This window comes from Streptomyces sp. NPDC021100, from assembly GCF_044333095.1.
Lineage (GTDB): Bacteria > Actinomycetota > Actinomycetes > Streptomycetales > Streptomycetaceae > Streptomyces.
This window is the reverse complement of the sequence record NZ_JBIRQH010000004.1, coordinates 232,985-244,734: the sequence shown is the minus strand read 5'-3', so window position 1 is coordinate 244,734 and position 11,750 is coordinate 232,985. Positions and strand designations below refer to the sequence as shown.

The following is an 11,750-nucleotide window of genomic DNA, read 5'->3' as shown; positions in this document are numbered from 1 at the left end:
GGGGCTCCATGCAACCGGAACACCGCCACGGGTGTACCCGTGGGGCTATCGGACGGTTCCATCGTCCGTACGGAACGATGGGGACCGTCTGACCGGAGACCTGCCGACCGTGAGCCGGCGAGGTGGGAGTGCGGAGCCTCCACTTGTGGGTCGGGCACGCAGATGTCCGACCGGTCGATCCCCCACTCTACCAGCAGGGGTGCGAGGGTGCTAACCCCGGACAAAACCCGCGGCGAACCCGTGTTCCCCCGGGACGTATCGTGTCCGCCATGAGCGACGCGACCCCCGCCCCCGAGGCCGGCCCCGACTTCGACAGCATGACCCGCGACATCGCCGACGTCCCGGCGGTCGAGGTGATCACCACCGTGGCGGTGCACCTGATGTCCTCGGCGGCCGTCAACCTCGGCCTGGCCGAGGAGGGCGACCGGCACAAGGACCTGGACGAGGCCCGGAAGCTGATCACCGCCCTGGCCGGCCTGATCACGGCCAGCGCCACCGAGATCAGCAACTTCCACGCGGGACCGCTGCGCGACGGCCTGAAGTCGCTCCAGCTCGCGTTCCGCGAGGCGTCCGTGGTGCCGGACGAGCCGGGGCAGGGGCCGGGCGAGAAGTACACGGGCCCGGTCTTCGGCTGAGCCGTCGCCTGTCGCCTAGAGCCCGACCGGCGGGGTGGGCCCGTCCGTGGATCCGCCCTTGGGGCCGCTCCCGGGGCCACCGGTCCCCGGGCCCGCGGTGCCCTCCCGGCCCGCCGGGGGCTCGGGCGGCCGGCGCCGCGCGGCACCCGCCTGCCGCTCCGCCTCGACCTCGGCGGTGTCGGGCGGCAGCTCGTAGGCCCGGTGGCCGCCGATGGCCCGCTCGTCCGCGATCAGCACGGGCGCGCCGTGCGGCTGGACGACCTGGTGGACGAAGGCGGCCAGGGCGGCGCCGATCAGCGGTGCCACGAAGAACAGCCAGTAGTCCGCCATCGCCTCACCGCCGGCGAAGAGGGCCGGGCCCAGGCTGCGCGCCGGGTTCACGGAGGCCCCGGTCAGCGGGACGCCGATCAGGTGGATCAGTGCCAGGGTGAAGCCCAGCGCCAGCGGCCCGAAGCCGACCACCGCCACCTTGTGGGTCACGGCGAGCCAGACGAAGACCAGCAGGAAGGTCAGCACGACCTCGGCGAGGAACGCGCCGCCCGTGTTGAGGTGGACCGCCGAGCGGTCGCCGAACCCGTTGGAGCCGAAGGTCCCGTCGGTGCTGAGCCCAGGGACCTGCTTGGCCAGCAGGAGCAGCAGCGCGGCGCCGATGATGGCCCCGACGAACTGCGCGACCCAGTACTCGATGGCGGTGCGCAGCGTGATGCGGCCCTGGAGCAGCATTCCGAGGGTGACCGCGGGGTTGAGGTGGGAGCCGGAGACGGGCCCCAGCGCGTAGGCCAGGGCCATCAGGGTGAACCCGAACGCCAGCGCGATGCCGAGGGCGCCGATGTAGTCCGCCGCGAGGACGGCGGACCCCACGGCGAAGAAGACCAGCAGCAGGGTGCCGATGAACTCGGCCGCGACCGTCCGTGTCTCCACGGGGTCGAGCTTCATGGGGTCCAGCTTCGCGTCCATGGCGTCCTCCCGGGGATCTCGTGGACTGTCCTCGCATTGTCGGACGGTCCACTCCGGGGCGCCTGTCGAAAGATCGCCGCTCGGCGGCGGCGATGCTCAGCGGCTGAACAGCGGCTCCCCGGGCACCTCGGCGCCCACCGGCAGCAGCGCCAGGTCGAGGCCGCGGACCAGCCGGGCGCGCAGCACCTCGTCGGCGGCCAGGGCTCCGGCGATCCGCCGGGCCACGTCGGCGGGCGCGGCGCCGTCGGCCAGCGCCAGCGCCAGCGTCCCGTCCGCGTCGGCGGCGGGGACGAGGTGCGCCTTGAGGACGCCGGCCTCGGCGGCCAGCAGCGCGCGCAGGGCCTCGGCGACGGCGGGGTCGGCGAGCGGGTCGGTGCTGGTCCGCCCCTCGGCGAGAGCGAGCAGGGCCCGCCCGGTGAGGGGATAGGTGACGGGACCCGCCATGTCCACGACGATCGTGTCGGCCTTCTCGTGCGCCGCCGCCTGGAGCGCCTGGTGCAGGGGGACGGCGACGGGCCGGGCGTCCGCGCGCCAGCGGTGGAGCGTCTCCATCGACGTGAACGCGGGCAGCGCCCGCCGCCCGTCCGGCGCCTGAAGGGTGGGGACGGCCATGTCGCTGGTCTTCTCCCGCTTCAGCCCGTCCGGCCCCGTCTCCACCTCCCCCAGCACGGCCACGACCGGCACCAGCAGCCGCGCGTCCTTGAGCGCGGCCAGCACCCGCCCCTCCGCCGCCCGATCGGCGGCCCAGGCGGCGAGCGCCTCGGCGAGTACGGGGTCGGCGGAGCCGTCGTCGTCGGAGAAACCGGGGTCCGGAATGTTCTTGAGGGCCACGGGTCGAGGGTATCGGGAGGGGGATGGTGCTCACGGTGGGGGTTCGACCCAGGGCTGGGGGTCGGGTGGCCCTTGCGGGGCGCTCCGCTGGGGCGCCTGCGGCGGGCTGGAATAGCCCGTCCGGCGTTTGAGGACAACCGCGCGAAGCGCGGTTTCGGGGGTGCGGGGGCGGAGCCCCCGCAGAAACGGTGAAAGGGCGGGTCAGGGGCACCCCACCCGCCCCCGGCGCCACCACAGCACCCCCGCGACCACCAGCAAGACAAGACCGGCCGCCCCGGCCCCCAGCACGGAACCACCCGGCCCGGAAGCCGACGGCCCGACCCGCCGGGCACCCGGCCCCGCACCGAAGTACCGCGGCGCCACCCCGCCCGCCCCCGGCGGATCGGGTACGGGCCGCGCCGCCCGGTCCAGCGCCGCCGCCGGATCCACGACCCCCGCCCCGAGCTCGTCGCTCCGCCCGCCCACCGGCACGTCCCGCGCGCTCTCCACGAGAACCCGCCGCACCTGGTCCGGCCCCAGCCCGGGATGGGCGGAGCGGACGAGCGCCGCCGCCCCGGACACGAACGCCGCGGCGGCGCTCGTCCCCCACCCCTCGTAATACCGCCGGTCGGGATCGGCGATGACGACCCCGACACCGGGCGCACTGAGCGTCGCGTACCACCGCCGAGTGGAGAAAGCGGCCCGGCCGCCGTTGCGGTCGACGGCGGTCACGGCGATGACGCCCGGGTACGCGGCCGGGTAGGAGGCGTGGTCGCCGTCCCGGCCGCCGTTCCCGGCGGAGGCGACGACGACGGAGCCCTTGGCGAGGGCGTAGCGGACGGCGGCGTCCTCGCCGGCGTCCGGGTGGGCGGTGGCGCTGTCGTCGCCGAGGGAGAGGTTGATGACGTCGGCGCCGTGGTCGGCGGCCCAGCGGATGCCGTCGGCGAGGGCGCCGCCGCGCGCGCCGCGCGCCTGGGCGCGGGCCGGGTCGCCCTCTTCGAGGATCACGCGCACGGGCAGGATCCGGGCCTCGGGGGCGACGCCCAGCACCCCGTCCCCGTCACCGTCACCGTGTCCGCGGCCGGCGACGATCCCGGCCATGGCGGTGCCGTGCCGCGCCCAGGTCCGGTCCCCGCGCCGGGCGCCGAAGCCGACGAGGTCCTTGCCGGGCAGCACCCGGCCGCGCAGATCGGGGTGGCCGGCGTCGACGCCGGTGTCGAGGACGGCGACGGTCACGCCGGCCCCGCGCGTGGTCCGCCACGCCTCCTGGAGGTGCAGCGCGTCGAGCGCCCACTCCTGCACCCGGATGGCGTCGGCCCGCGCGGGGGCGGCACCGGCGAGCACGGCCGAGAAGACGGTGGCCAGGACGACCGCGACGGCGGCCGCCGCGCGGCGGGCCCCGTCCCCCGCGACGCCCCGAGGACCGGGGCCCGTGCCCGTCCCGCGCGGGACCGCGCGGGAGGACGGCGCGGCAGGTCCCGCCGCCCCGGTGGGAGCCCCCCGTTCGCCGTTCGCGGTCCTAGTGGCCGGCCGGAAGGTCGTCGCGGCGGGTCCCGGCCCGGACCGCGCGGCCGTGCGGCGGGGCTCCCGGCCCGCCCGCGCCCCGCTCACCGTGCGCCTCCCGCCGGCCGTGTCGTGGGCACCGCGCCCTTCCCGGGCACGGATTCCGCAGATCGCCGCCTCCATCCGTCCGGGCCCGCGACCGTCGCCATCGTGTGCGCGCTTCCGCCGAGCCACGTACCGGAGGCCGTCCGGCCCGTACCGCCCGGACGTCCCGGCCGCGCATCCGCCCGGCCCCGTCCCACCCCCACCGCGCTCACCGCGCACCACCCGCCGCCGGCCCCCCGCGCGCCGCCGCCCGATAGGCGCGTTCGACGTGCGCGGCCAGCGCCGTCGCGTCGTGGCCGAGGCCCGCCTCGGCCGGGGCCGTGGTCGCCGTGGGGGCGACGGCGCGGGCGGCCGGCTCGGGGCGGAGGGTGGGGCGGCCGTCGGCGAAGGCGGTGACCGACCAGACGACGACCGGCAGGTCGGTGAGCACCCCGACGCGCCAACTGGCGCGCTGCGCCTCGCCGAACCGCTCGGCGGAGGTGCCGGGCGGGGCGTACGGGCGGGGCAGCATGTCCGGCCGCTCGTCGAGCCGTTCGGCGGCGAACCGGTCGCGGAGCGTCCGCATCCCGTCCGCGTCGGCCTCGGTGACGAGCAGCCCGACGGTGGTGACGCTCGACGACGTGGCGTCGGCGTACGTCGCGCGCAGCAGCCGCTTGCAGCCGGCCGGGCGGAGGGCGAGCGCGAGCGCGGGGTCGAAGGCGGCGGCGCAGCCGGTGTCGGGGGCCACACCCAGCCGGACCCAGTCGCGGGACGCGCCGCCGGGGCCGGCGGTCGCGTCGTGCACGGCGGGCGGGAAGAGGCGGTCGACCGGCTCGGTCTCCCAGACCGTTCCGGCGCGGGCGTACACCGCCTCGGCGGCGGTCCGTTCCGGCGGCCGGGCGGTGAGCCAGCCGCCCGCCGCCGCGCCGCCGACGAGCCCCGCGCCGAGGATCGCGCAGACGGCCGTGGCGGCCCCGCGCCCGGCGCGCCCGGGGGCGGTACGGGGTGCGGGGGCCGCCGGCGGACGGGCGGGGCGCGGCGGCAAGGCCACGGGCACGGACGGAGGCGCGGGCATCCAGAGCCGTTCCGCTTCGGTGCCCACCCTGCGCTCCCCCGCCCGACGGCCGCCGCCGGCCTCTCGACTGCCCTGTGGGGCGGGCCGGTTGCCGCCGGGCCCGGCCTCCCCGCGCTGTACGCGGCCGTGGTGATCCACGGCGCGCGTCACTCTACGGGGCACGCCGCACCGGAGGCCATCCGCGGGCGTTCCCACTCCCCCGCGCACACCCCTACCCAGTGGTAATCCGCTCTGGCAAGCTGCCCGCCATGACGCCCGCCTTCGCCCACGCCACCGGCGCCTTCGCCGACCGGGCCCGCTACGACCGGGCCACCGCGCACCTCGACGCGCCGCTCGCCGTCGTCGACCTGCGGGCGTTCGACGCCAACGCGGCGGATCTGGCGCGCCGGGCGCGGGGCAAGCCGATCCGGGTGGCCACCAAGTCGGTACGCTGCCGCGCCCTGTTGGAGCGGGTGCTGGAGCGCGACGGCTTCGCGGGGGTGATGAGCCACACGCTCGCCGAGTCGCTGTGGCTGGCCCGTTCGGGCGTGGACGACGTGCTGCTCGCCTATCCGTCCGCGGACCGGGCCGGGTTCGCGGAGCTGACGTCCGACGCCCGGCTCGCCCGCGCGGTCACGGTCACGGTGGACGACCCGGCGCAACTGGCGCTGATCGACGCGGCCCGGGCGGGCCGTGAGGAGATACGGGTGTGCCTCGAACTGGACACCTCGCTCCGCCTGTTGGCCGGCCGTGTCCGGGTGGGTGCCCTGCGCTCGCCGCTGCGCGACCCGGCCCGGCTGGCCGCGCTGGCCCGTGCCGTCGTCCGCCGCCCCGGCTTCCGGCTGGTGGGCCTGATGGCGTACGAGGCGCAGGTGGCGGGGGTGGCGGACGCGGTGCCGGGCCGGCCGCTGCGTTCCCGGGCGGTCCGGTTGCTCCAGGCGGTCTCCCGGCGGGAGCTGGCGGCGCGCCGGGCGGAGGCCGTGCGGGCGGTCCGTGCCGTCGCGGACCTGGAGTTCGTCAACGGCGGCGGGACGGGCAGCGTCCACCACACGGCGGCCGAGGCGGCGGTGACGGAGGTGGCGGCGGGTTCGGGGCTGTACCAGCCGCGGCTGTTCGACCACTACACCGGTTTCACGGGCCGCCCGGCGGCCCTGTTCGCCCTGCCGGTGGTCCGCCGGCCGGGCCCCGGCGCCGTCACCGTCCTCGGCGGCGGCCTCCCGGCCTCCGGCCCGGCCGGCCGCGACCGGCTGCCCGTCCCCCACCTCCCGGCGGGCCTGCGCCTGACCCGCCAGGAGGGCGCCGGCGAGGTGCAGACCCCGCTGCTCGGCGCCCCCGCGGACGACCTGCTCGTCGGCGGCAAGGTGTGGTTCCGCCACTCCAAGGCCGGCGAACTCTGCGAACGCTTCGCCGGCCTGCACCTGATCGACGGGGACCGGGTGGTGGGGACGGTCCCGACGTACCGGGGCGAGGGGAAGACGTTCCTCTGAGACCTGTGTGCCTTCTGAGACCTGTGTGCCTCCGTCAGGTCAGAGCGCCGCGGTGTCCGTCTGGTCCGGGATCACCGTGCCGTCGGTGCGGCGGACGGGGGCGAGGGTGCCGTCGGGGCGGGTGTAACCGGCCGTGGCGCAGGGGTAGGTGCCGGTCTTGCGCGGCATCGGGTCGATGAACATCGGGTTGGCGACCCAGCGGCCGTCCTCGTTGTCGTACGCCCGGCACATCAGCTCGGCCTTGTTGCGGTTGACGGCGAGGTGGGCGCCGGTGGCGTCGCCGACGAAGGTGACGTCCGTGTCGGCGTCGCCGGCGCCGAGGGCGATGCGGTGCCGGAAGTCCTGCTGCTTCCAGGCGTCGGCGCCCTTGATGCCGAAGATGTGCTCGTTGATCATGCAGCGCTTGCCGTCCATGTACGGCAGGGCCTCGCCCATGCCGTCCTTGACGTCACCGCAGCCCTTGATGCCGGCCGTGAGGCGGCCGTTCTTGACGATGCTGCGGATGCCGATGGTGTGGGCGCGGTCCAGGCCGACGCCGCCGGACCAGGCCTCGGCGATGGGCTCGGAGGAGGCGGAGACGATGTAGACGTCGAAGCCGGCCGCCTTGAGCGTGCGGATCAGGTCCTTCTGCTGGTCGTAGTAGCGGACGTAGCCGGCGATGGTGTGGGTGCCGACCGTCTGCTTGCTGCCCACGGGCGCGGCGAGCTGCTCGGCGCGGGCCTTGCGGGCGAAGGAGGAGAGCGCGGCCGGGGTGTGGCCGGAGAAGAGCTGCGGGATCCAGGCGTACGCGGGGACGGTACGGCGGTGGTTCCAGTCGCCCGCGAACGCCGGCTCGCCGGCCATCGTCTTCGACTTCTCGCGGATCTCGAATATCTCGTCCGCGCACCGGACGTTCTTCGCGGTGGGCAGCGGCTTGCCGGCCGGCACGGAGGTGCCGCAGGCGGCGGTGAGGGCCCGGTCGGCGGCCGGGGTCAGCCACTTGCTGGTGTCCTTCCAGCTCTTCGGCCGGAGGATCTTGTCGTGCCGGAGCGACCAGGCGAGGGTGGCGTCGGTGATGTCGTTCTTGACGACGGTGTTGTCCCAGTCGAACGCGGCGACGGGACGGGCGCCTGTCCGGCCCGAGCAGGTGCCGCGCTCGTCGATCATCCGCTGGAGCTTGGCGCGGTTGGTGCCGAACCACGGGATGTTCTTGTCCAGCTGAGGACAGTGGGCCGCGGCCCGGGCGCCGTGCGCCGCCGGGGCCGCGCCCGCGGTCGGTGCCGAGGTGGCGAGGGTTGCGGTGACCAGGAAGCCGGCGGCGATGGCGTACTTCGTGCGCATGCGTTCTCTTCGGTGCTCGGTGCTGAAAGGGCAGGACACACGCCCGAGCCGAACGGGAACGTCCGACTCCGGCGTCTGGTCATGGACCTTACAGGCGGAGCATCCGCTGTTACAGGGGGGTCACGTACGCCCCTGAAATGCCCCCGTCCACCAGGAATTCCGCCGCGTTCACAAACGACGCGTCGTCACTCGCCAGGAACGCCACGGCCGCCGCGATCTCCTCCGCCTCCGCGAACCGGCCCACCGGCACATGCACCAGGCGCCGCGCGGCCCGCTCCGGATCCTTGGCGAACAGCTCCTTGAGGAGCGGTGTGTTGACGGGCCCGGGGCACAGCGCGTTCACCCGGATCCCGTCCCGCGCGAACTGCACCCCCAGCTCCCGGGACATCGCCAGCACGCCGCCCTTCGACGCGGTGTAGCTGATCTGCGACGTCGCCGAGCCGAGCACCGCGACGAACGACGCGGTGTTGATGATCGACCCCTTGCCCTGGGCCCGCATGTACGGCAGGGCCGCCTTGCAGCAGAGGTAGACGGAGGTGAGGTTCACCTCCTGGACGCGCTTCCAGGCGTCGAGGCCGGTGGTCAGGATCGAGTCGTCGTCGGGCGGGGAGATGCCGGCGTTGTTGAACGCGATGTCGACGGAGCCGTAGGTGTCGTTCGCAGCCTGGAAGAGGGCTTCCACCTGGGCGGCGTCGGTGACGTCCGTCCGGACGAAGAGGCCGCCCACTTCTTCGGCGGCCGCCTGGCCGGCCTTCTCGTCGATGTCCGCGCAGACGATGTTCGCGCCTTCGGAGGCCAGGCGGCGGGCGGTGGCGAGGCCGATGCCGCCGGCCGCGCCGGTGATGACGGCCGTTCGGCCGGGGAGGCGGTGGCAGGTGGGGGTTTCGGTCACGAGGGTTCCCTTTCCGTGGGTGGTGGGTGGCGCCTGCGGCGGGCGGTGCCCCGGTCCCGCCCCTTCGCCGATTCCTGGGGGCGAGCCCCCCAGCCCCCCTTATCGCGGCTCCGCCGCTCGTCCTCAAACGCCGGACGGGCTTGATTCCGTGCCCGGGCGCACACTTCAGCCCGTCCGGCGTTTGAGGACAACCGCGCGGAGCGCGGTTTCAGGGGTCTGGGGCTCGCCCCAGGAATCGGCGAAGGGGCGGGACCGGGGCACCTCACTCCACCGCAACGAACACGTTCTTCACCTCAGCGAACGCCGCGACCGAATCCGGCCCCAACTCCCGCCCCAGCCCCGACTGCTTGAACCCCCCGAAAGGCGTCCAATACCGCACGGAACTGTGCGAGTTCACGGACAGATTCCCGGCCGCGACGGCCCGCGACACCCGCAGCGCCCGCGAGACGTCCCGCGTCCAGAGAGACCCGGCCAGCCCGTAATCCGTCGCGTTCGCGATCCGCACGGCCTCCGCCTCGTCCTCGAAGGGGATGACGACGGTGACGGGCCCGAACACCTCTTCGCGGGCGACCCGGTCGTCAGGGGAACCCTCCAGCACGGTGGCCGGGTACCAGAACCCCTTCCCGCCCGGGGCCTCGCCCCGGATCGCCGCCGGCGCGGACTCGGGCACGTACGAACGAACCCGCTCCCGGTGGGCCGCCGAGATCAGCGGACCCATCCCCGTCGCCGGATCGGCCGGATCGCCGACGACGACGGCGCGGACGGCCGGTTCGAGAAGTTCCATGAAGCGGTCGTAGACGCCCCGCTGCACGAGGATGCGGCTGCGCGCGCAGCAGTCCTGGCCGGTGTTGTCGAGGAACGAGCCGGGGGCGGCCGCGGCGGCGCGCTCGACGTCCGCGTCCGCGAAGACGATGTTGGCGCTCTTGCCGCCGAGTTCGAGCGTCACCCGCTTCACGCGCTCGGCGCACTTCGCCATGATCCGCTTGCCGACGCCGGTCGACCCGGTGAAGACGATCTTGGCGACGCCGGGGTGCTCGACGAGCGCGTTCCCGGCGACCGGGCCGGCCCCGGGCAGCGCCTGGAGCAGTCCCTCCGGAAGCCCGGCTTCCACTCCCAGTTCCGCCAGCCGCAGCGCGGTGAGCGGCGTGGTCTCGGCCGGTTTGAGGAGGACGGCGTTGCCGGCGGCGAGGGCGGGGGCGAAGCCCCAGGCGGCGACGGGCATGGGGAAGTTCCACGGGACGATGACGCCGACGACGCCGAGCGGTTCGTGGAAGGTGACGTCCAGGCCGCCGGCCACCGGGATCTGCCGGCCGGTGAGCCGCTCGACGCCGCCGGCCGCGTAGTCGAGGAGGTCGCGGACGTTGCCCGCCTCCCAGCGGGCGCTGCCCACCGGGTGGCCGGCCTCGCGGACCTCCAGCAGGGCGAGTTCCTCCAGGTGCGCGTCGACGACGCCGGCGAAGCGGCGGAGCAGCCGGGCGCGGTCGCCGGGGGCGAGGGCGGCCCAGCCGCGCTGGGCGTCGGCGGCCCGCCGGACGGCGGCGTCCACGTCCTCGGCCGTGGCGGCGGGGACGGTGGCGACGACCTCCTCGGTCGCCGGGTTGAGAACTTCCAGCAGCACGGGCCCATCCCTCACATGCGCTCGAAGGAGCGGTAGCGCTCCCAGTCCGTCACGGCGGTGTCGTACGCCTCCTGCTCGACCCGGGCCATGGTCAGGTAGTGCTCGACCACCTCGTCCCCGAACGCGGCCCGGGCCAGGGCGCTGCCCTCCCACAGCTCCGCCGCCTCGCGGAGTGTCGCGGGGACGTGCCGGGCGTCACCGGCGTACGCGTTGCCGGTGCACACCTCGGGGAGCTCCAGCTGGTTCTCCACCCCGTGCAGTCCGGCGGCGACCATGCCGGCGACGGCGAGGTAGGGGTTGACGTCGCCGCCGGGGAGGCGGTTCTCGAAGCGGTGCGAGCGGCCGTGGCCGACGACGCGGAGGGCGCAGGTGCGGTTGTCCGGGCCCCAGGCGACGGCGGTCGGGGCGAAGGAGCCGGGGCGGAACCGCTTGTACGAGTTGATGTTGGGCGCGTAGAGGAGGGTGAACTCCCGCAGCGCGGCGATCTGTCCGGCGAGGAAGTGCCGCATGGTGCGTGACATGCCGTACGGGCCGTCGTCGTCGGCGAGCACCGGCCGTCCGGCCGCGTCGCGCAACGAGAGGTGGATGTGGCAGGAGTTGCCCTCGCGCTCGTCGTACTTGGCCATGAAGGTGAGCGCCATGCCCTCCTGGGCGGCTATCTCCTTGGCGCCCGTCTTGTAGACGGCGTGCTGGTCGCAGGTGACGAGGGCCTCGTCGTAGCGGAACGCGATCTCGTGCTGGCCGAGGTTGCACTCGCCCTTGGCCGACTCGACGGTGAGCCCGGCGGCACCCATCTCGTTGCGTATGCGACGCAGCAGGGGTTCGACGCGGCCGGTGCCGAGGACGGAGTAGTCGACGTTGTACTGGTTGACCGGGGTGAGGCCCCGGTAACCGCCGTTCCACGCCGCCTCGTAGGAGTCCTTGAAGACCATGAACTCCAGTTCCGTGCCCACCTGGGCGGTCCAGCCGCGCTCGGCGAGCCGGTCGAGCTGGCGGCGGAGTATCTGCCGGGGCGAGGCGAGCACCGGGGAGCCGTCGTGCCAGGCGAGGTCGGCCGTGACCAGGGCGGTGCCCGGGTTCCAGGGGGTGCGGCGCAGGGTGGACAGGTCCGGGCGCATCGCGAAGTCGCCGTAGCCGCGCTCCCAGGAGGCCATGGCGTAGCCGTCGACGGTGTTCATGTCCGCGTCCACGGCCAGCAGGTAGTTGCAGCCCTCGGTGCCGTTCTCCAGCACGTCGTCGAGGAAGAAGCGGGCAGCGAACCGTTTCCCCTGGAGCCGCCCCTGCATGTCGGTGAAGGCGAGGACGACGGTGTCGGTCTCCCCGGCCTCGACGAGCCGGCGGAGCTCGTCGACGCTGAGCGGGGGCGTGCGGTCTGCCACGGGTGAGCCTC

The 11,750-nt window shown here is 74.9% G+C and carries 9 protein-coding genes and 1 pseudogene; 2 read left to right on the top strand and 8 right to left on the bottom strand.

The genetic code is table 11. The features are described from left to right. The first annotated feature begins 269 nt into the window (after nt 1-269). Entirely contained in the window at nt 270-635 is a 366-nt protein-coding gene (locus tag ACH4PU_RS10500) for a DUF1844 domain-containing protein (RefSeq protein ID WP_398269080.1), read from the top strand. 249 nt (nt 636-884) lie between these two features. Here ACH4PU_RS10500 and ACH4PU_RS10495 read toward each other — a convergent pair. The 4 genes and pseudogenes from ACH4PU_RS10495 to ACH4PU_RS10480 form a co-directional block, all read right to left on the bottom strand. Next, a pseudogene (locus ACH4PU_RS10495) lies at nt 885-1,571 on the bottom strand (MIP family channel protein); the annotation flags it as partial. Nucleotides 1,572-1,688: 117 nt separating this feature from the next. Next, on the bottom strand, nt 1,689-2,423 hold the full coding sequence (locus tag ACH4PU_RS10490) for an SseB family protein (protein WP_398269077.1): 735 nt from the start codon (nt 2,421-2,423) through the stop codon (nt 1,689-1,691). Nucleotides 2,424-2,624: 201 nt separating this feature from the next. Beyond that, on the bottom strand, nt 2,625-3,746 hold the full coding sequence (mycP, locus tag ACH4PU_RS10485) for a type VII secretion-associated serine protease mycosin (protein ID WP_398269074.1): 1,122 nt from the start codon (nt 3,744-3,746) through the stop codon (nt 2,625-2,627). A gap of 472 nt (nt 3,747-4,218) precedes the next feature. Continuing rightward, nucleotides 4,219-5,091, bottom strand: a complete 873-nt coding sequence (locus tag ACH4PU_RS10480; RefSeq protein WP_398269071.1) for a hypothetical protein — start codon at nt 5,089-5,091, stop codon at nt 4,219-4,221. A 221-nt stretch (nt 5,092-5,312) separates the two neighbouring features. Between ACH4PU_RS10480 and ACH4PU_RS10475 the strand changes: the two genes are divergently transcribed. After that, nucleotides 5,313-6,530, top strand: a complete 1,218-nt coding sequence (locus ACH4PU_RS10475; RefSeq protein WP_398269068.1) for an alanine racemase — start codon at nt 5,313-5,315, stop codon at nt 6,528-6,530. A gap of 39 nt (nt 6,531-6,569) precedes the next feature. Here the strand turns inward: ACH4PU_RS10475 and ACH4PU_RS10470 are convergent, their stop codons facing one another. The 4 genes from ACH4PU_RS10470 to ACH4PU_RS10455 form a co-directional block, all read right to left on the bottom strand. Continuing rightward, nucleotides 6,570-7,850 carry a haloacid dehalogenase-like hydrolase gene (locus ACH4PU_RS10470; protein WP_398269065.1) on the bottom strand — a complete coding sequence of 427 codons (1,281 nt, stop codon included), beginning with the start codon at nt 7,848-7,850 and terminating at the stop codon, nt 6,570-6,572. Between the two features lie 109 nt (nt 7,851-7,959). Next, nucleotides 7,960-8,742 carry a 3-oxoacyl-ACP reductase gene (locus tag ACH4PU_RS10465; RefSeq protein WP_398269062.1) on the bottom strand — a complete coding sequence of 261 codons (783 nt, stop codon included), beginning with the start codon at nt 8,740-8,742 and terminating at the stop codon, nt 7,960-7,962. 262 nt (nt 8,743-9,004) lie between these two features. Next, a complete protein-coding gene (locus ACH4PU_RS10460; RefSeq protein ID WP_398269059.1) occupies nt 9,005-10,360 on the bottom strand; it encodes an aldehyde dehydrogenase family protein in 1,356 nt (451 codons plus the stop codon). An 11-nt stretch (nt 10,361-10,371) separates the two neighbouring features. Next, nucleotides 10,372-11,739 (bottom strand): glutamine synthetase family protein, encoded by a 1,368-nt coding sequence (locus ACH4PU_RS10455; protein WP_398269056.1) that lies wholly within the window; start codon nt 11,737-11,739, stop codon nt 10,372-10,374. Between the last annotated feature and the right edge of the window lie 11 nt (nt 11,740-11,750).